The following is a 21744-nucleotide window of genomic DNA, read 5'->3' as shown; positions in this document are numbered from 1 at the left end:
ACCGCCTGTGAGAGAATATCGTCCTGCACCAGTTGTTCCGAATTCGTCTAGCATCGCCGGCGCATCAAGGCCTTGCACGGGTTTGAAGAATCATTCATCCGAATGAATCCCCCATGACACCCTTAGCATCGGCAAGCAAGACACCCTCTGGTCCGATACCGTTCCGACTGCACCTTGTCGGTAGGCCGCTCTAGCGTGTGAAGGTTGGCGGCACTGCCGCGACCATCGACAAGGCGATGAACGACGGAGCTCGGAGGACACATGCAGGATCTCGAACAGGAACTGAACCCGTTCCGCACGGTGGTCGACGGCTTGTCCATCGAGATTCATGCCCATCCCGCGGTCAATCTTGCACTCGTCCACAACGGCGTCCCGCTGATCACGAGCATCGAGATCGTGAATCTCTCCGACGCGGACATCGTCGACGTCCGGGCCTCCGTCCAGCTGTTCGGCTCAGGCGAACAACTCTCGACACAGCGCGTCGACGTGCACGACGGTCCACTCCGCGTCGGCGAGAACATCGTGTGGTCGAACTACTCGTCGATCGTGCCGCCGGTCCCCCACCTGCGCGCACTCAACGAGAGCCACCCAGCCACCATTTCCGTCACGGTGTCCAGGCTCTGGGGCGCGGACATTCATCTCAACGCGCCGATTCGCGTTCTCGCGCACAATGAATGGTTCAACGCACCAGTTTTCTACGACTCCCTCGCCGCGTTCGTTCAGCCGAACACCCGCGCCGTCAGTTCCGTTCTCGACACCGCATCGAACCTGCTCGGATCCGCTACGGGCGACCCATCGCTCGGCGGATACCAGAAGGGCCCCGAACGGGCCGCTCAGATCGCAGCCGGCATCTACGAAGCTCTGCGACACCAGCAGATCCGCTACATCGATCCGCCCGCGTCGTTCGAAGACACCGGACAGAAGATCCGCACCACCGCCCAGGTCCTCGACGAACGCTTCGGCACCTGCATCGACCTCGCCGTCACCTACGCAGCGTGCCTCGAAGCAGTCGGCCTCCGTCCCGTCCTCTGGTTGACCGACGGCCACGCCTTTGCGGGCTTCCTGCGCGACGAGAGTCAGCTCGCGCACTCGACCATCACCGAACCCAACGCACTGATCAATGTGGTCGAGTCCGGCCGGGTCGTCCCCGTCGAGGCCATGTACTACGACACCAGCGCGTCAGGGTCGTTCAAGAATGCAGTGGCCGTTGCCAAACGGCACTTCGCCAATCGAGACCGCCTGCGCGGCGTCGTCGCGATCTCGTCGGCACGCAAGGACGGAATCCGCCCTCTCCCGAGTCTCGACGAGGTGGTCGCCGCCAAGGCCGAAGCGTCGTCACCCTTGCCGAGTCAGGCCGACCTGGGCCTCCCCGCCGAACTTCTCGACGCCCAGGACACGTCGGACCTGGTCCTCGACACCAACGACACCGCGCCGCCTCGCGTCCAGAAGTGGAAGCGATCGCTTCTCGACCTGAGTACTCGCAACCGTCTCCTCAACCTCAAGCCGACGCGCGAGGTCATCGACCTTCATGTGCCGACATCCGGTCTTGCTCTACTCGACGACTTCGTCCACGGCGGGCACAGCATCGAACTGATGCCACACGACGAGCTCAGCTCGATCCACGAACTCCAGGGCGCTCGACGCGCGCAGGACATCGATGACGCAACGGTCCTCGATTACCTCCGCGATCAGAAGCGCATTCATGCCGTCGTCACCAAAGACACGTACCCGGTACGGCTCAAGCACCTGCAGCGCACCGCGCACACGATGTTCGAGGAGACCGGCAACGCCAATCTCTATCTCACCTTCGGTGCACTGATCCACACCACCAGCAGCGGAAACGAAGCCCGCGCTCCCCTCTTCCTTCTCCCGATCAAGGTCGTCGGAGGCTCCGGCCGGAGCCAATTCAAGATCACCGTCGACACCGCGGCTGTCTCGACGCCGAACTACTGCCTCGTCGAATGGCTCCGAATCAAACACAACGCAACGATTCCCGCGTTACAGAACCCTCCGCTCGACGACAACGGAATCGATATCGACGAGGCGCTCAAGCAAATTCGATCGGCGCTCGTCGAGCACAACCTCGACTTCAGAATCGACGAGACCGCCTCCGTCGCCATCTGCCAGTTCGGCACGTTCGGAATATGGAAAGACCTGACCGACAGCTGGGACATCCTGGAGCAGAGTCCGATCGTCCGTCACCTCACCCACAGCGCCGGCGAGTCCTTCCGCGACGCACGCCGCCCAGACGGCTCGGCCATCGAGTCCGTCCCCCTTCACGAGCTCGACGTACCAGTCCCGATCCCAGCCGACGGTTCCCAGCTCCGCGCCGTCGCCCTCGCAGCCGACGGCCACACCTTCGTCCTGGAAGGCCCTCCGGGAACCGGCAAGTCGCAGACCATCACCAACCTGATCGCGCACACCCTCGCGCAGGGCAAGTCGGTTCTCTTCGTCGCCGAGAAGCAAGCCGCGCTCGACGTCGTCAAGAAGCGCCTCGACAAAGTCGGACTCACGAAGTTCACGCTGGACCTGCACGGAAAGAACCAGAGTGCGAATGCGATTCGATCACAGCTGAAGCACGCGATCGAAAACTCTGCCACCTACAACAGCAGAACTTGGGCTGCGAAGCTCGCCGACGTCCGATCACGCCACGTCCCACTCGACGATTACCCCGTCAAGGTCCACCAGCAGAACGGCGTCGACCATTCGCTCTGGTCTGCCTATGACACCATGCTCAGCCTCGGCGATGGGCCGATCGCGCCGATCCCCGCGACATACGTCAGCAACCCGACTGTTCCGGTCGCCGACATCACCGGGGCCCTACAGCAATTCGAGCGCGCCGCTCGGTCGGTCACGATCAGCCGCGACAACCCGTGGACCATCGCGGGAACCATCGATCAGCACGCCACCGACGATCAGTTCCGTGCCGTCGCATCGCGGCTCGCCGCCGCTCTCGATACGGTTCATCAGAGCAACACCATGCGGTACATCACCGAACAGCTTCCGAATCCCGAGACAATCGACATACTCCTCCCCCAAGCCCGACGGCAGGTCGGTCGGCCCATTCCCGAAGCAGACATCCTGACCGCCACCCACTCCGCACAATGGGGTGCATCGAAACATGCTTTGCTGGGCGAGATTTCGCTGCTCCAGCAGCAATGCGGTCCTCTGACGTCCGTCTTCACCCCGAGCTTCATCGACAGTGGCGACACCGAGTCCCTGGCCGTTGCTGCAGAGGAAGCCGGAAAGGGTCTGTTCGGCAAGAAGAAGCGCACCGAACAGTTCATCCGCGACATGGCCCCTGGACTACTGCCGGGTGTCCAGCTGGATCCTGAAACAGCTCTCCCACTTCTAAGGTCCGTGCCCGGTGCGCGAGAGCTTACCGCCAACACAGTGCGGCACATGCACGAGCTGTTGACGCAGTTCGCACCCCCGATGTGGAATCCGTTCAGCCCGGATGCAATCGGCCACCTGCAGTCGTCCTTCGACTACATCGAACAGTCCGCGCAGTTCCTTCAGGCGCAACCACAGTTATGGCAGACCCTCACTGCCGCCGGTCCATTGAGTCCGCAGGACATCGCCGTCCTCGACGATCTCTCACAAGCCTGGAGATCGTGGCGTCAGATTCTGGGTGCCCGAGACGTCGAGGTCGACCGGTGGCGCAACGGCATTCACTGGCTCGATGCGTGTCTGCGCGACTCGCGTTCATGGCTCGACGCCATCCAGACGGATGGCAGCGCACCAATTCGCCAGTGGTCCAGCATGACCGGTTACCTCGACCCTTTGCGTACCGCAGGGCTTCACGATCTGGTCGAGGAGCTGTTGACCGGTGTCATTCCGGCGGGGCAAGCCGAGATTGCGTTCATGCGCGGCGTGGCGGTCACCTCTCATAGCGAGCGACGCCGTAAGCATGGCCTCACGCAGTTCGATCGCGCCATCAAGAATGGCGAGATCGAGGATTTCGCGAACGCGTCGGCAGCCGGTCGTGCAGAACAGGTCACCGCACTCCCGGCCGCTCTACTGGAGCGTCGGTCTTTCCACGCCGGTTCGTTGACGGGTGAGGTCGGCAATCTCCGACGACTCCTCGATGCCAAGCGCGGTGGAACGTCGTTCCGCCAGTTGATGAGTCGCTACGGCAACTACATCCTCGAAGCGACCCCGTGCTTCTTCGTCAGCCCGACATCACTCGCACAGTTCGTGCCACCGGGTTCGGTCACGTTCGACCTCGTGGTGTTCGACGAGGCATCTCAGGTGACGGTCCCCCAGGCGATCGGCGCGTTGGGACGTGGTCGGTCTGCGGTGATCGTCGGCGATTCGCAGCAGATGCCGCCGACTGCGATCGGCGTCGTCAACACGAACGACGGCGACGAGTACACAGAGGACGACGAGGTCATCCCGGAAGATCTCGATAGCATCCTCACAGAGGCGGTCGAGTCCGGAGTCCCCCGGTTGTGGCTGTCGTGGCACTACCGCAGTCAGGACGAGTCGCTCATCGCGTTCTCGAACGAGAAGTACTACGAGGGCCGGCTCGCGAGCCTCCCGTCTCCTGGTGGCGACGACACTGCCGGTGTCGAGTGGCGGCGCGTCGATGGCCACTTCAATCGCGAGACCAAGGATCGCATACGCACCAACATCGTTGAGGCGGAGGCGATTGTTGCCGAGATTCGCAGTCGACTGTCCGACGCCCACCTCGCCGATCAAAGCATCGGTGTCGTCACGTTCAACGCACAACAGCAGACGTTGGTCCGAGATCTCTTGGAGGCGTCGGGCGATCCCCTCATCCTCGATCAGCTCCGAGATGATCGCGACGACGGGATCTTCGTCAAGAACCTGGAGAACGTACAGGGAGACGAACGGGATGTGATCCTCTTCAGTGCTGCATTCTCGAAGAAGCCGGACGACCCCAAGCTGCCTCTCAACTTCGGCCCTCTGACGAATTCGGGCGGCGAGAAGCGCTTCAACGTGGCGGTGACCCGCGCCCGACGCAAAGTGGTTATCTTCTCCTCGTTCGATCCGATGGACATCGACCTGTCTCGCACACGATCGGTTGGCTTGGCACACCTGCGTGGGTACCTCGAGATGGCCGCGCAGAATTCGCGGACCGACGACGCTCGACCCGCGCATTCGCGTGGAGCGTCCGACGCGGTGCAGGAGCATTTGGTCCGATCCATCCGCGAGAACGGTTACGAAGTCGAGGCCAACTACGGCTTGTCAGAGTTCGTTCTGGATGTGGTTGTGCGCGAACCAGGTTCGGAACGATGGCAAGTTGCCGTGATGTTGGACGGTCCGCAGTGGGCGCAGCGACCGACGGTGGCCGATCGAGACCTGACGCCGCAATTGCTGGAATCGATGATGCACTGGGGTTCGTCCGTCCGAGTGTGGCTTCCGGACTGGATCGACAACCCCGACGGTGTCATGACACAGATCGCCGACGCCGTGAGCCGTTCCAAGGAGCGACAGGCAGCTCGCCGGGCACAGATCGACGCGGCAGCCGAGGCTCAAGCGGCCGCCATTGCGGCAGCCGGTTCGGTGGTCGACGACGCCATCGAGTCGCTCGACGAATTCGCGCCGGATAGCGACATGTGGATCAAGCCGGCCGCGACCCCGGCGGAGTCCGAACCCCTGCGTGTGGCGAGCCTGACGGTCGAAGAACCCGTGCTGACGATCGCGGAGCCACGGAACTGGCACGGCCGCAATATCGAGTACATCGAGGCTCCGACGTCGAACCTCGGTGTGCGTGAAGACCTGGACCGCGTACATTCGCCTGCGGTACGCAACACCATCACCCGGGCTGTCCAGGAGACAGTCGAGATCGAAGGCCCAATTTCGCTCGATCGTCTGGCTCGAAATGTGGCCAAGCGCTTCGGATTCGATCGAGTCGCTGCAGGACGCCGCGAGTTCGTATTGCAGACCGTGCCCGACGGGCTGATCGAGCGGTCCGAGGACTTGGGCGATTTCGCGTGGCCCCGCGAGCTGGACCGCGCGACGTGGCGAGGATTCCGCCGGACGCACAGCGAGCTGACGCGGGCGCTCACCGACGTGGCGCCGGAGGAGATCATCAACGCCATGATGTCGGTATGCGCCCAGACGGGTCAGCCAGACTACGACACCCTGCTGCGCAAGACCCTGACCATCTTCAACCAGAAGCGCCTGACCGGACCGACGCGGGAGCGACTCGAAGCTGTCATCGACCTGGGTGTTCGACGCGGCCGGTTGATCAACAGCGGGGGCGAATACCGCACAGGGCATTAAAGATTCTTTAGCTGGCAGGACTTTTGCGTCCAGTCTCCGGGCTGAAATCACAGTTGGAAGCTCCAAATGCAGCAGCCGAGGCAATCCAACAAGAACCCGAGTACAATCCAGATGACACAAACAGGAAAGAGACACTGTATGCCAATTCGCTTGGGAGACGAACACGCTCTGCATGCCGTGTCAACTTCCCGCGCAGCCAACCTGGCTAGAATGACCGTTACCTTAAGCTCCGTTAGAATGCGTGCGCTAGACTGTGTGTCACAAATAGTTTCAGACCGCCTCGCTCTTGCTGGTGAACATATGCGCATTGGCGACAGGTTCCTAGCCGAGAGCGAGTTTCGCACATCGATCAGCCGCCACTATTACTCCATGTACCACGCGGCCCGCGCGCTAGCATTCGGATCCGCCGGAGGAGACGATTATGGACAACATAGGGACGTGCGGTCACACCTGCCCGCTGCGCTTCCGAACCTGGCGACTTTGGTAAACATTTTGCAAGACGCACGGTTTACACGCAACGAGGCAGATTACGACTTATACCCAAAAAGCATCCATGAATGGCAGAACGACGCTTCCCGCGTTGCCTTGAATGCGTCCCGATTTGTCGCTGCATGCGATGACTATGCGATAGGAAACCTGATATGAAGACACCGGCGAAGACGATCGTTAATGAAATTTTGCAATCAGTCGGACTGAGCGCTCAGGAGGTCTCGGAAAGAGAGTTTCCGGGCGAACATTGGGTCATAGTTACGATCGACGCCGCCGCTCTCGTGACTGCGCAATCGCTCGCCGGCCAAATCGAATCTGAGCTTTCTGACGCTTTAACCGCAACCGACACGTCTGTCACTGCGTTCTTCAGACCCGGTAGGCAAGAGCCTGAGAACCCTACAAATGCGAGTAATACAGGCCGGTTATCCAGCGCCAACGTCGACCAACTCATTCAACTACTTGAAGCACGGTCTCGCACGTCAGAGGCTATCCCGAGCCTTGCTTATCGGGAGGATCCACGCGCCAGCCTCACTGCGGTCGCAGCATCACGTCACCACCTTGTGTACGGGCGGCGAGGAGTTGGCAAAACAGCACTCCTACTTGAGGTCAAACGGCTGAGCGAGCAACGAGGGGCTGCCACAGTTTGGATGAATTCTCACACATTACGGAACCAGACGCCCGAGGAAACATTCTCCACCGTAATTTCAGCCGTACTGAAAAGTCTACTTCACCGCATAGGCGCTAGCAAATCCCCGACCAAGAAACAAATATTAGACCTTTCAAACAGACTAAATGCAACCAGTCAAGATTCGCCAGTCGCAGCTGACTTGATTCCCGAGATCAACTCGACATTACGCTCGATACTTCGGGCCGAAGTATTACAGCTTTTTGTCTATCTTGATGATTTCTACTTAATACCCCAGTCTTGGCAGCCACAAATCCTCGACTATCTGGCATCCTCTCTGCGTGACTGCGACGGATGGCTGAAAGTTGCAAGTATCGAAAGGCTAACTAGGCCTTTCGACGTCTCCGAGCGGATCGGAATCGAAGTACCGCACGACGCTTCCACAATTGACTTGGACGTGACACTCGAAAACCCAGCGCAGACGCAAGAGTTCCTTGAATCAGTGATGAATACTTACATCGATAAAGCAGGCCTGGGTTCCGTCGGATCAATTGCAAAAACCGAGGCGCTGGGAAGGCTTGTACTGGCATCGGGAGGCGTTCCTCGCGATTACTTGAATCTGTTCTCAAACTCGATAGTCGTCGCTCGCGAACGACGTGCACAAGCAGCAGAGATTGGTAGAGAAGATGTCTCCGGCGCAGCTGGTCGATACTCGCAGAGCAAAAAGCGCGATCTGGAACAAGACGTCAACTCCAATGAATCTCAAATTATCATTACTGCATTGGAGACTCTGATATCTGGAGTCAAAGGCGAAGGATCAACATTCTTCCGCGTCGATTTTCGCGAAAAGTCAACTCAAGGATACGAATTACTCGCCCGACTGGTTGACATGCGATTTGCGCACTTAGTCCAGTCAGCCCTTTCTGACCAAAAACAAGCGGGAGTTAAGTATGAAGCGTACATACTCGCACTCAGTGAATATTCAGATGTCCGGTTGCAGCGCGGCCTTAACACGCTTGACATAGAACGCGGAGAGTGGGTCTTGCGCTTAACAGGAAAGGCGGGTTCGAGCAAAAAACAAAGCACTCAACAGCTAAGGTACACCCTGCGAAAATCACCTCTGCTATCGGTTAAGGAACTGATCTAAACGGTCGCCGCTTTCCGAGTCGGCGGGCTTGTTGGACAGAAAAGGACATGGATAAAGAGCTGCCGAAGGCACTGCGCGCATCTAGTTCGTTTCAAAAGTATCGCGCGGATCGGTTAAACCTTCAGATAGGTAATTGTGCATTCTTTTGTTCGTCGCCGACCTTGAAGACGCTGCCTCAAATCAAACCGACTGGCGGTGGTGTACGGCTGGAAGATATCGAGGCCTCTCCCTAGATGGATTCGCCAGCCCGTATCAGTGGTGATCCGTCTGTCATGCTTAGCGGAGTCGAACTCGCAAGTAAATTCGATACCTCCCTCGGAAACTGCGTCCTTGATCTCTGACAGTCCGATGAGCTGTGCCCGTTGCCAATCTTCGCGAGACTTCTCCTCAGCGGTGACGACGTGAACGGCGACTATTTCATCTACCGGCTTTGCGTTAATGACCTCTACCAGTAGTTCCCAGAGGTTCCGAAGCTGGTGTGGTGCGCGGATGTACGGATCGATGATTTCGATCCTGTTGGCACCGCGCAGATGCGAGCTGAATAAGCTCTCGTACGAATGACCGAGTGCGTTCTCGACTATGTCTAAAGCCCCAGTGCGGAGATTGGAGCTTGATTTGGCGGCAGGCATAGTCGGTGCATTTGGTGACTGATGCACGCCCCCCTGTTCGACTCCGGAAGGTGCCTCGGAACGGTGGTAGAGATGGGGATAGTCCTGTTCTTCCTGGGTCGTCACGTCATGCCACTTACCGCTGGAATCGGTATAGCCGAAACGAACCGCATCCATGGTTCGATCGATCCGCAAGATCTGATCCTTGACCCGTTTGCGGCCTTCGATAGAAAAAGCAAGTAACTGCTCGATCTCGACATCGGTAGCTTCGCCGTGGGGGTGGATCAACTTCATCAGCCCAGAGAACGTCTTGCGCACACCGTCGCGGTCACGCGTCGAGATCTCTTCGGATAACGAGAAATTCTTCGAGTACGCGTCGGAGAAGTCCTGCTGACGCATATACGCTAGTGCCTCGGCGAGGTAATCGACCACGAATCCGAAGCCGTTTGTGAATAATTCACGCCTTATTATCTCTACTTCCCAGCCAGGAAGGTAACAATGCAGGCGATCAAGGTAAGCCGAGTCATGGTACGCCTCTGGCAACGCGTCGAAGAGATCCGAGTGCGCAAGCATCGTCGGCACAGGCCGAGACGTGTTACCAATGAATGCCATTGAGGCCTCCGCCCCAATTGTTTCCACACCGCGCGAGAAGGTTTTATTCGCCATGTAATTCTTCATGATATCTACCAACGACTTGTCTACCCGCTTTTGTCCCGCGAATTCGTCAAACGCGACCACATCCCAATAGCCAACAAGTCCAATACGGCCATTCGAGTTGTTGACAAACAGTTTCGGTACCGTGACTTCACCGCCCGATATCAGCATCCCATGAGGAGAGAACTCTGAGTAGACATGCGATTTTCCAGTCCCTTTAGGGCCAAGCTCGACGAGGTTGTAATTTCGCTCGACAAATGGAATCAGACGAACTATCTGCAACAATTTCGCACGCGCAGACAGCACTTCAGGATTGAACCCGATTGTTTGCAAAAGCAAATCGATCCATTCAGACGTACTAAACTTTCTGCGCGCCGCGATGTATCGCGAATCGTCGAATTGACCGAGCTGAATCGGCTTCAACCCTGCAATTATCCAGCGATCCTCATGCGCGTCGCCCGGTGAATACTCGACGTCCACCATGCACCACACTCCGCCAGTGAGCAGTTTGGGGTGCTGCTTCACAGTTCTGTCGTCAATAGGCACTGACTTCAGCCCCAGGTTCGAAAAGGCTGCAGCGTGAATATCTTTGCGATCGTCCAACACCACGCTAACTTTGTCGATCACCCGGTGGCGGCCTCGGTCTCGTATAGTGGACTTTACAAGTTCGGCCTCGCCGCGGTGTACGTAGTGTTGCGCGAGAATATTGCGAACGCTCTCGATACCGGCGTCGATCGTCGCTTCGTTATCGGTAGCGCAGTACTGGGCGAGCAAGAACTCAAGGACATAACCCGGGACCACCGCATTTCCTCGAACACGGCCAACCAAATCCTTGCGGACGATCATGCCAGGGAATTCGGCATTGGCCTTTAAATCCAGCGCGGTGAGCTGCATGGGAGCGGCCGTCGAATCAGCTACAGAATCAGTCACGTTCTACATTCTCCTTCATCGAGCCGACGTTCCGCGGGTGTGCCCGGTCATGATGCGACTTAGAATCGTCACAGCGGGTCGAAGAATCCTCCGAACCCACGCTGCAGCGCCGCTGTCGTATGACGATACTCAGTACGGGTCCCGTTAGTGATCTCCTCTGCGCGAATGTAGACGGACTTGCCGTTGAAGCGCTCTGCGGCCTCGTTCAGTACGAGCTCGACCGTCAAGCTCCGGTCCCTCACGTCGTCGGCTGCACTGTCCACAGCTACCGTCCGCTCCCCCGACAGCGCCGTCCCGTCCTCGGCGTACACGCCGATCACCAGTGTCCGCGCGCGTCGTTTTCCGGTAACCACTTCGCGTTGTAATAGCGTGACGAGCACAGTGCTGGAGGTGATGGTTGGGCTGCTGACGTTAACATCGACGGTGACCTTGCTGGTGTCCTTGCTCCGCGACTGCGTGAGAGTAATCAGCGGCACCACAACCTCTTGCAGGGTTGCGCCACCGTGCACGTACTGGTAGCCGGCGCCTTGCATGCGTATCCGGTGCAGTGCTCGAGGCACCTGCACCTGTAGATCACCATCGTGACCCAGCTGCGCGGCCGTCCATGTCGTGAACGCCGGATGTTCCAGGAGGCCGCGCCCGAGGACGTAGCGGCGGGTTCGCGCGACGATCTCGTCGCCGTGAGCGGCTTCACTTAGGTAGTCGCCCGGTTCGAGGTCCGAATCCTGGTAAAGAAAACCGTGGTCAGCAGTCACGAGGACGCGACTGGCCCTAGTCTTGCCGCCGAAACGCTTGATCACCCGAATGATTTCATCGATGGCACGGTCACACGCCTCCGGGGTCTGGTAAGGCGACTTATGGCCGACAGCATCGATTGCGTCGTGGTACACCACGACTGCGTCGTGATCGGACCACAGAGCAGCCCGATCGGTTGCACTCATCGACATGACGGTCGCGTAGTCGACGGCAGCCGCGTTGACGCACCCCCACAGTGCATCGCGTGCGGAGAGCCCGGATGTCGCGACCCCATCGGCACGGACCGTTCCGTCTTCACGCATTTCGAGCCGAGTGTGGGGCAGCATCGAGGCCATGCCGAGTTGGGTGAATGATGGCAACGGAGAGAGCCGCGGTTCGATGACCGCGCTGAACCAGTCGTCACTGTTCATACGGGCGGCGAGTTCTGCACCCACCTCGTAACGCAGGGCGTCGGAGACAACGACGAGTGTCTTCGCCTTGGCCGGCAGGTCGTAGCGGGCGAAACCGGCGAGCCTTTCGACACCCGGGATGTCCCAGGCGTCAAGGGCGTCGACTTGCTGTTGCCATGCGTGTGCGAGGGGCCGCTGAAAGTCGTGGACGTACCTGTGCTCCACGCGGGAGGCCAGCTCGACAGGCAAGTCCGTTTCGGCACGTCCCAGGTGATGCCGGAACCGCCGGTAAGCACCGTCAATCGCCGACCAGTTGTCGGCGTAGCTACGGACGCCGTCGGCGGGGTCTGCGATGACGGGCGCGAATGTTTCGATCCGACTGAGGCATTCGGACGCCGCGGTGAGCGCCTGGTAGGCGTGCTTTTGCTCGTCGTACCAGGTGGTGGTGGAGCGCACACGGATGAGTTCGGCGATTCGGTCAGGAGACAGTCCACGGTCGAGCGTCGCAGCCGCCAGGGCGTGGAGAACAGCATCGTCGACGATCGGGAACACGTCGCGCGCGGTGAGCGTGTCGACGGTAGGAGGGTGACCGCGCAGCCGTTCGCCGATATTCAGGTCGGCTTGAGCCCGTTCGGCAAGGTCGGTGAACAGGCGGCGGAGTTGCCGATCGTCGCGGAGCCGTTCGAAGTCGATGCGCGCGGGGTTGCGGGCCTCGGGCCAGCCGCGCCAGGCCTGATCGAACAACCAGGTGGCGAGGCCGGCGACGGACGGCTCATCGGCGTCGTAACCGTAGATGCCCCGGCAGCCCGCCCACAGGTAGTCGGTAAGCCCGTACGTCTCCAGCGCGTCGTAGCCGTCGGAGCGGTCGGCGACGTGGTCGCCGAGGAGTTCCTCGACGATTCGGTGCAGCCGGTGGCCGCCCGGGCCATCGAGGCCGAGGACGGCCGCGCTCATGAGCGCACGGAATACGTCGGACAGCTTGTCCATCGACAGGTCCGACGGCAGGTCGGCCAGCTGCTCACGGATGTGGTCGGTTCGGCGCTGGTCGCCGAACACGGCCAGGTGCGCGGCCACGACGGCATCGACGCCGCGATTGGCGAGCCCAAGGTCCTCGACGAGGATCGCGGTGGTGTCGGCACTGAAGGTGCCGTATCCGACTTCGAGGTCGAGTAGCCAGTTTTCGCGCAGTTCCGGTGGTTCGCCCGTGCGGTACACCAGGTGACGCGCCGATTCGGATGAATTGGCGTCGAGGGTGGTGTAGACGCCGTGTTTGACGCCGAGTTCGTTGCCGTTGACGCGGTGCACGGTCAGGCCGAGGCCGTGTTCGGCGACGGCCTCGGCGATCGCGTCGAGGTGTGGTGCGTAGTCGCCGTCTATGTCCCGCCACGTGAGCAGCGGAGTCTCGGCGTACCGCGCGGCGAGCAGTTCGGCGATGCGTGCGGAGGATGCGGCGCTCACAGGCCCGGAACCTTCCGCAGCACATCCTGCAACTTCGGATAGTTATGCTTCACGCCGTCGTCGAGGTCGAGCTTCACCTCCGCGGTCGACAGCGGGAACAGCTTGTTGGTGATCCAGTCCCGAATCTCACGGCGCTGCGCAGTGAGCAAGTCACGTTCCCTGCTGAGCTTAGTCGCCTCCGCCTTCCCAGCCGTGCGCAGCGCGTGCTCAATAGTTTCGAGACGGGCCTGCTGCTTGTCGGTCATCTGATTCGCGTAGTTCTCACGAATCAACCCAAGCGTCGCGGGCGTGTACCGGTGCAGGTAGAACAACGCATTGAACCCCTTGTCGGTCTTGGGGTTCGACGACACCTGCCAGTAGATGGGACGCTTAGAGTACGTCTTAACGTGGTCGTTGTAGAAGTCCTTGAGGAAGTAGTCACGCAACGACTTCCGCTTCCCAGAGCCGAGCGCGAACTCCAGCCACGCCACGTTCGCTTCGACATTCTCCTTCCCGAACGCGACGGCGAGAAACTCCCGCATGCGGGAGACGATGTCGTCCTCGAAGTAGTGCTCAGCGGTGATCGGGATGATCCCGTCGGCGTCGGGCCGGAACCGCGCGTTCGGCACCTTCACATCGAAGTCGGTGATCGTCGCACCGGCATCCGCGAGAATCAGGCCCGGCTTGTCGAAGCTGTAGCGACCCATCATGCAACCGACCGCATACGAGATGAGCTCCCGAGCGAGATCGAGATCAAACAGAGTCCGGTAATCGGAGTTAGTGCGCATCGTACCCTTCGCCGGGGCATAGCGATTATACGGGTTCTGGGTCAACGAGATACGGCTGATCGGGACGTCACACTCCACCTCATCCTCAAGCTCGTACAGCTTGGCGAAGTAGCGGTTGTTCGATTCCTCAATTTGACGGGTAAGCTCCGTTTTTGCGACGACATCTTTCCAGCGCGAGTCCGCGTGAGATTCAAGACCGCCTGCCCCTTTGGCAGCTATAGGATTGACCTCGAAATCCCAAGAAAATTCATAGTCGTTCCAGTCACTTCTAGCGATACTGGTGAGCTGCTCGACGATCGAACGAACCACCCCAACATCTGGACTCAAAATAGGTAAGTTGCCCAATTGGCCAGCATCAAGATGGATCGCGGGCGACGTCACGGTAAGAAAAACCTGCGCTATGCTCGAATTCAGGAAAGCAATAACCCCTTCGAAGTCGTGCACATCCGGAAAGACTGCATAACCGACGTTACTGAACATAAAACTCGCCGGGTATTGACGGAATGAAGGTGCACCCGAGCTCACGTTCGACCATGAGACGCACCTTACGAAATACAGCGACGGATTCCGAACAGTTGATCGAGGCCGGAAGGCGCGGATCTCACGGCCGTCACCCTCCCAATTCACGACATGCTCGGCATTACCCCACCACTTTCTGAACTCGCCGCCCTTGTTGAACGGGAACCATTTCTTTGGGGACAACGAAGCCATACGAGGGCCAGACGAGCGGAGCTCGGAGCGATCATCCGAGACTTCGAACCACAACCGGAGAAATCGTTCATTATCGGCGGTCGTCAATCCCTGCCTCGGCGTGTACAGCTCGGCCAAGCGTCTTCCCTCGCGAAAAACCCTTTTCATCGCATCTGAAAGCCAATACACGATCGGGCTCTCCGGAACCGATTTGAAGTCACCCTGCGGTGCCTCGAACCGATTCCATCCCGAGTCGAGGAACAGCGATTCAATAACCTCAGGTTTCCGCACTTCGACATGTTCCGTGAACAGTCGTCGATAGGTGCCTCGGTATCGGTCGTCGGGCACGAGCGAGTTCGTGACCACGAATGCATCCGAGCCGAAGTCGGAACCGAACAAACCTCGCCCAAGATGCAGGAACGATTCGATCGTTTGCGATGCGAGAAACCACTCACGAAAGTCAGCAAACGTCTTTAGGAACATCCACGAGGGAAGGACGATCATTCCCCACCGGCCCGACGGCACCGCCAACTCCGATGTTCGGAGCATGAACGCCGTGAGAAGATCATTCTTCGCATCTAGATAATTCGTCGCCATCCAGTTCTTCAGCAGCCCACCCATGTTGCCGCTCCCAAGGTAAGGCGGGTTCGCAACAACCACGTGATACTGATCGTCTACCAGCGCATGCGCCTGCCGGCCGAGCGAACGAGCCTTAGCCATCAGCCTGTACTCGATCTCGCTGGCAATGTCGCGTTCCGCATCGGACTCCTCGTAGTTGCGGATTGCGCGGTCCAGAGATGCCAGCACATCTGAATCGACGCGGATAAGCGAGCCGAACGTGTTCGCATCCTTGAAGGAGTGCACCAGCCGAGCTAGCGCATCCCGCTTCTCCGGATCAACAGCACCCGTAATCAGCTTGGCCTCAATCTCATCGAATTCGAGCGGCCTTACTCGCACGATGTCCGGCTGCACGGGCTGATCTTCGCCATTGCGGCGGGTGAAGAAGCGCCTGTCCTTGTCGCGCGCTTTCATTGCCAGCGCAAAGGAGGCGAGCTGCGCGGCTCGCTCGTCGATCTCAAGCCCGCGCAGATTGTGGGTCAGGATCAGCTGCGGGATCGAACTCTTGCTGTAGCCCTCCTCCTCGTAGATCCGGAACAGCAAATCGAATGCATAGGTGAGCATGTGCCCCGACCCGCAGGCTGGGTCGAGAACCCTGATGTCCTCCGGCACTGAAACCGTTACTCCTGCGTCATCCTGGCCCTCGATGGGATCGACGAAATACCGCATGTGGTCACGGAGCCCGCTCGACGGCCGCGATCGCAGCCACAGCTTGCCGAGGGTGTTCTCCACCAGGTACCGCACAATCCAGTGCGGCGTAAACAATTGAGTTACCGCAGGGAGTTCGGCGGCGTCGATCGAGACGTTTGAGTCGTTGATCTGATCCTTGAGTTCGGAGTTGTAGAACTGGTACAGCCAGCCCACGACCTCCACGTTCTCGCATGCTTCGGCGTCCATCTCCGCAACAGCGATAGCCCGCACCGATGTCGGTGCCAGCATGTTCAGTGGTGTCAGCAACCGAATCCAGTCGACCGCAGCCGGAAACACCTCCGGCATCGGCTTGTGCCACGACGCGAACATCGCGCTGAGCAGCAGCGCGTACGCCTCCGCGTCCGGGTCGGTAGAGGTCCGCTTCCCTGTCAGCAGATCCACCACGGATGCCTGTACCTGCGACGGAATCTCGTCCGGAAACTCCCCGGCCTGCGCGCGGGTGAGAATCTCCGGCAGCGCCGACGCCGAACCCGCAGGCGGTGACACTACACCGAACAGCCCCGAGAACCCGTTCACATCCATGTATCGCGCGGCCGTCAACCGGTTGAACCACGTGTAGGCGGCGGTATCAGCCACCAAGTCGATGCCATGTTCATCGACAGCGTCCCGCAACGCGCGCACATCATGGAGGTACTCGACTGCTACCCTCGGGTCGTCGAGAACCTGCTTAACCCGCCCTCGCATCTGCTCGATCAATGCGGTCCGAGACGAGGTAGCGAAAGTCTTCAATGATTCGGTATTTCGCAAGGCTTCCCTCACACAAATTGGTTTAGTAATAATGCGACTGGCAAGGCATGGGACGAACCGGGTCAGAGGGCCCCATGCGTTCGCGTCACAGAACGATCGTCTTTCCGTCGTCGATCGCCGCCAGCAGACCGGACTTAAGCTGCTGAAGATACCGATCGACCTGATCGGCGTTCGTCAGCATCGCAGGAGCTCCTTCGACGGTGACTGCACTCAGCCGCACCGTCGCCTTCGTCGGGGTCTTCGGTCTGCCAGCCCCCGCCGACGTGCCGGTATCAGTTCCCTCACCGTCGGTGGGAGCCTCCCCCGCGGTCTGTTCACGCTCCGCCACTCCCCCTTCCTCCGTAGCGGGCGAATTGATCAGCACCTCGATCGCGGACTGGTAGGCGGTGTCGAACGACGTCCTCGCTAGAGCAACCTGGCCGCGAGTAGTGTGTGCGCCGATTCCGTCCAGAAGCACCCGCAGCGCACCCCGGGCCCGTTCCTGCGCCTTGTCCGTTGCATCGACAAACACCCGCTCCCGCAACAACGACTCCAGGCGGTCCTCGATCAAACTGCGCAGTGCTACCCGATCGGATTCGACGGCAGCGTCGAGACGCTCGACGAGACGCAGGTGGAGCTGCTTGATCTGCGGGACGTTCCGGAAGAACGCAGGACCGTCCAGCGCGGACCGCAGCGCGTCGACCTCCACGGTGTCGACGTCGTCGACCTCGGCACCACGCCTGTCCAAGAACGCGCGAGCGTCGTCGACGATGCCGCGCTGCTGTCCACGCAGGAACCCGCGAATCGGATCGAGCACTTCCTCCTTCAAGTCGAGCAGGTCGTCGGACTCTGCGAGAAAGCCGTCCAGATACCAGCCCTCGTCGTGGGCGGTGGCCGACCGGATGGTGGTCGCTGCGCGGACAATGGCGTCCCCGAACGGGTAGGGAAGCTTCGCCCAGTCGTCGAGTTCCACCGCGTCTTCCGCGAGCGCTGCGCGCACCCCGCTCACCAACTCTTCAGGGGTGGACGGAAGGTCGCCCGTGTCCCGGTAGTCCCCGAGGAACGTCTGGAGTTTGCGCACCTTCGCCGGATCCTGTGCGCGCACCTCCTCCACGGAGATCTGAGGATGCTTCTTGGGGTTGCGCAACTCTTCGGCAATCTCGGTGCGCACCAGGAGACGGCTGTCCAGCTTCACCCGCACCAGCCCGGTTTTCGTGCCGTGTGCAATCGCCGCCAGCACCGTCGTTATTGACCACCCAAACGGCGGGCCGGCGAAATTATCAACCAGCGAGCCGACCGTCGACGAGGTCTGCCGCTCCTTCGCGTTGCGCACCGCCACCACAATCGAGTTCGTGAGGGTGTCGAGTGTGGATGCCACACCGAGGTCGAGCGTGGCATCCTCCCGCAGAATCCTCCCGAGGTCCGTCCCCTTGAGTGTGGAGATGCCGCGCGCCTCGTTGATCCGTGTATAACGGGATTCGATCGCCGTCTGCAGGGCGGCATGCACCCGATCCTTTGCGGGCCCACCACCTATGCCGAGGATGCTGCCGTTGTGCACCAGATCTGCACCCCCGACGGCCTTCCGAATCTCGCCGAGTACCTCACGCTGACGCTCCACATTGGCGCGCTGGTGCGAATCCAGGATTCGACGACGGGACTCGGGCAGCGCCGACTTCATCTGCAGCTGGACGTAATCACGGGTTCGCACATACAGGTCGATATCGTCACGTGTCCGCTGGTCCAGGTCCAGCACGACGAACACCGACCCCGCATGCCCCATCGATTGATGCTTGACGTCGTCGAGCGCATGTCCGCTGAACGGCGTCACGAATCGCACGCCCAACTCCTCCGAACGGCCCTGCCGCTCAGCATCGAGCCAACGCTCGAGGCCGAGGTCGACACTGGTTCCATCGTGCCGCACCTTGGCGCCCACGCCCGACGCGTTGACGATCTCCTCGTTGAGCAGCTTCCGGATCGCGGAATCGTTGCGCTCGTGGTTCTTGATCGCCTTCTCGACGTCCTGCTCCTCGTTAGTGAGATAGGCGTAGGTCGAGCCCGTCCGCTGAACATAGGTTTCGCTCTCGAGGAGCTTCAGCGCCCGTTCAATCTCCTCGTGCAATGCGGCAACATTGGTCTCGATAGCCGGCGTGAGGAGCACTGATAGCGACTGCGGGGTGGCTTCGAACTGCTCGATGTATTTCGTCATGAGCAGCGCCTTGAGCACCTGAAGAGCAAGGTCGCGGTCGGGGCCGTCCAGATTGCGCGCTGCGCTGGACACGTTTTGCTTGACGGACGCGTTCACCGACTTCTCGATGCCGTCGAAGAACATGTCGAAGGTGGCGAGCGCACCGACATCGGCGCCTTTCATCGCGGACCCGATGTCCTTGGTGACGCCGAGAAGCGACCGCTCACCCACGGACGCATGCCGCCCGGTGAAGGCGTTGAAGTCCGACAGCCCCCGCATCGCGTCGTGGAACAGTTCGAACTGGTAGTCCACGAAAGGGTAGGTAGCGACAAAGTCCTCGACGGTTGAGTAGTTTTTGTACGTCCGCTGGTCCTGGAAGGAGAAGAGCGAACGGAACCGATCCTCGTTGACCGCATACACGGAGCCGAGCCGAGTGGCGCCGTCGTCGGTCTTCTCGAGCAGGCGTTTCGAGACCACTTCGCGTACATTCTTCGAATCAAGCTTTAGCTGAATCGCAAAGCGCGCCTGAATCTTCGAGAAGTCCTGTTGCTGTTCCCTGGTGCGGTCACCAATGATCGAGTCCATGACCTCCTGCGAGGTCACCATGACCCACGCCCGACCGTGGCACTTGACGAACAGGGATTCGGCAATCGTCTGCAGGCTCAGCATCAGTTTGGTGTCTTGACCGATGAACTGGCCGATCTCGTCGATGAAGAAGCCGACCCGGGAACGCGGTTCGGGCTGCGCGTCGAGCCACTGCGCGACCTCGGCCGCGAACGATTCGATCGACACCGTGTAGTTCTCGCGGTAGGCGGTCAGCGGCTTCTCGAGAGTGGTGCCGGTCGCTTCGGCGTACGCCTTCTCGACGGACGGCTCGGCGAACACGGCGAGCTCGCGGCCCTCCTCCCACGGTTTCCCGTAGATCCCGGCAAACGCTTCTTTGAACCTGTCGAACAATCCCTGGCGTGCGAGGTCGCGCTCGAAACGCGCGATGTACGGGGTCTTCCCGAAATAGCCGGCAGCCTCGTAGAAGACCTGCACGAACACCTTCAACAGTGCGTCGGGCTGGTTCTTCTCGTTCTTGTCGACCTTCTCGTCGATGTTGAACAGCAGCGAGCGGGACGGGATCGCGGCGGATCGTTCCAGCGCACCACGCAGGATCCCCTCGTGTGCGGGCAGCTTGGCCAGGAACGCCTGTACCACATCGGCCCGCGCAATTCCGGCACCGTCCACGTCGCCGAGGAGGTAGGCCAGCATCTTGAGCAGGTGCGACTTACCGGACCCGAAGAAGCCCGCGATCCACACACCGTTCGACTCCGGTTCGCCGGGGAACGTGTACGCCTCCAGCAGATCGGTCAGGTGCTTCGCCACCTCGTCCGTGACCACGTACTCGCGGACCTCGGTCTCGAGCTGAGCGGAACTCGACGCCTTGACGACACCGTCGAGCGGCCGGTCGATGTCCTTGGCGAGGATCTGCTCGATGTGCATCAGGAGTTCTCCAGTTCCAGTAGATCGAATGCGCGGTAGTAGTCGTCGTCGGTCAGCCTGTCGAACAGAACCAGCGACGAACCCTGTGTCGGTGACTGCCGGTAGGTACCTGGGAAGACCAGCACAATCGGCAGATCCGCCAGCAGGGGTTGCAGGGTGTTTAGGACGGTGTGCGCGCGAACCAGCGGGTACAGCCGTCCGACGTTCGACAGCAGAACGACCTGTGGCCGGGGCCGCTGATCCTCCACGATTCGTGCAATGCGGGGTGACAGGTAGTCCTTCGGGGAGATGACATTGCCCACGCCCTCGCTGAACACGGCCTTCGGCAGCGCGGTCTCCTGCTCGAGGATCAGCTCCCACTGGCCGGTCGCGGACCACAACTCGTTGGCAAGCGCCCACAGATCGATGTCGCAGACCTCGAGGCCGTCCGTCCGCAGTCGCGTCACAAGCCTCTTGTGTTCGGCACCGACCCGCGGCTCGTCCGACGGCTTGTACGCCAACACGAAGTACGGAACCTCCCCAATCTGCCCCTTCATCTCCAGGAAGCTGGGCGACCGCATCACCCGGTACGCGCGTTCGAACCGCGCCGTCAGCGGCAGATCGTCCGAGTCGCGAGTGGTCATCGTGCTCCGTCCCGGCCGGCGAACGCGGCCACCTGTGCATCGTGAATCGGGAAGCTCAGCAGTAGTTCGTCACTGGCGCTTGCGACTACCGCCACAACTGCCGGTGACAGGTTCATGGGAAGCACCTGATCGGCCTCATCGAGGAATCCCGCCTCGCGCAGCATGCGGAAGGTGTTTTGTCGCAGTTTTCCGCGCGTCGTATCGGCGGCGTCCCGGAGCGCGTCCACCCACGACGACTGCAGATTCCAAAACGTGTCGAAGTCGGCCTGTGCCACGATGCCGCGGCCGGACACGAACCTCTCACGGACGACCTCCCGACCAAAATCTCGCAGAAAGCGGTAGCGCAGACATGCCGCAAGCCACATCACCTGCCGAGAGTCGTCGACCGACCCTTGCGCAACCAACTCGACACCGATCGCGGGGAGTTCGTCGAGACGCTGAACGACCTCACGCGTCACGCGGTCGGTCGACGAAGCGGTCCGCTGCTGTACGAGGTTCAGTTCTACCGCTCGCGCGCGCGTAGACGTCGCGTCGGAGCCGGACACCATCAAACCTGCAATCGCGACCGCCTCAGTGCGGAACAGCCCGCCCGTCGTGAAAGACAAACGGTACGCAATATCGCGCACAC

Annotated in this window: 8 protein-coding genes; 2 read left to right on the top strand and 6 right to left on the bottom strand. The window is 60.3% G+C overall.

The features are described from left to right. Window positions 1-261: 261 nt before the first annotated feature. Window positions 262-6252, top strand: coding sequence for a DUF3320 domain-containing protein (locus HQ354_RS22160; protein WP_222635595.1), 5991 nt, complete (start codon window positions 262-264; stop codon window positions 6250-6252). Window positions 6253-6893: 641 nt separating this feature from the next. Further along, window positions 6894-8513, top strand: a complete 1620-nt coding sequence (locus HQ354_RS22155) for an ATP-binding protein (RefSeq protein WP_222635594.1) — start codon at window positions 6894-6896, stop codon at window positions 8511-8513. A gap of 113 nt (window positions 8514-8626) precedes the next feature. Here the strand turns inward: HQ354_RS22155 and brxL are convergent, their stop codons facing one another. The 6 genes from brxL to HQ354_RS22125 form a co-directional block, all read right to left on the bottom strand. Then, window positions 8627-10705 (bottom strand): BREX system Lon protease-like protein BrxL, encoded by a 2079-nt coding sequence (brxL, locus tag HQ354_RS22150; RefSeq protein WP_308115272.1) that lies wholly within the window; start codon window positions 10703-10705, stop codon window positions 8627-8629. 68 nt (window positions 10706-10773) lie between these two features. Further along, window positions 10774-13308 carry a BREX-1 system phosphatase PglZ type A gene (gene pglZ, locus HQ354_RS22145; RefSeq protein WP_222635593.1) on the bottom strand — a complete coding sequence of 845 codons (2535 nt, stop codon included), beginning with the start codon at window positions 13306-13308 and terminating at the stop codon, window positions 10774-10776. Continuing rightward, on the bottom strand, window positions 13305-16790 hold the full coding sequence (gene pglX / locus HQ354_RS22140; RefSeq protein ID WP_222635592.1) for a BREX-1 system adenine-specific DNA-methyltransferase PglX: 3486 nt from the start codon (window positions 16788-16790) through the stop codon (window positions 13305-13307). Before pglX ends, pglZ begins: the two co-directional genes overlap by 4 nt. 136 nt (window positions 16791-16926) lie before the next feature. Continuing rightward, a complete protein-coding gene (gene brxC / locus HQ354_RS22135) occupies window positions 16927-20493 on the bottom strand; it encodes a BREX system P-loop protein BrxC (RefSeq protein WP_222635591.1) in 3567 nt (1188 codons plus the stop codon). After that, entirely contained in the window at window positions 20493-21116 is a 624-nt protein-coding gene (locus tag HQ354_RS22130; RefSeq protein WP_222635590.1) for a DUF1788 domain-containing protein, read from the bottom strand. Before HQ354_RS22130 ends, brxC begins: the two co-directional genes overlap by 1 nt. After that, the gene (locus HQ354_RS22125; RefSeq protein WP_222635589.1) at window positions 21113-21742 is read right to left on the bottom strand and encodes a DUF1819 family protein; all 630 of its coding nucleotides are present in this window, start codon (window positions 21740-21742) and stop codon (window positions 21113-21115) included. The genes HQ354_RS22130 and HQ354_RS22125 overlap by 4 nt, the downstream gene beginning before the upstream one ends. Window positions 21743-21744: the final 2 nt, after the last annotated feature.

Origin of the sequence: Rhodococcus sp. BP-261 (genome assembly GCF_019835205.1) — a bacterium.
Classification (GTDB): Bacteria; Actinomycetota; Actinomycetes; order Mycobacteriales; family Mycobacteriaceae; genus Rhodococcoides; species Rhodococcoides kyotonensis_B.
Note: the sequence above shows the minus strand (reverse complement) of the source record. Positions and strands in the feature narration are given on the sequence as shown.

Coding starts and splice junctions, on each gene's coding strand:
- HQ354_RS22160 (WP_222635595.1), top strand. CDS start 262: ATGCAGGATCTCGAACAGGAACTGAACCCGTTCCGCACGGTGGTCGAC.
- brxC (WP_222635591.1), bottom strand. CDS start 20,493: ATGCACATCGAGCAGATCCTCGCCAAGGACATCGACCGGCCGCTCGAC.
- HQ354_RS22130 (WP_222635590.1), bottom strand. CDS start 21,116: ATGACCACTCGCGACTCGGACGATCTGCCGCTGACGGCGCGGTTCGAA.
- HQ354_RS22155 (WP_222635594.1), top strand. CDS start 6,894: ATGAAGACACCGGCGAAGACGATCGTTAATGAAATTTTGCAATCAGTC.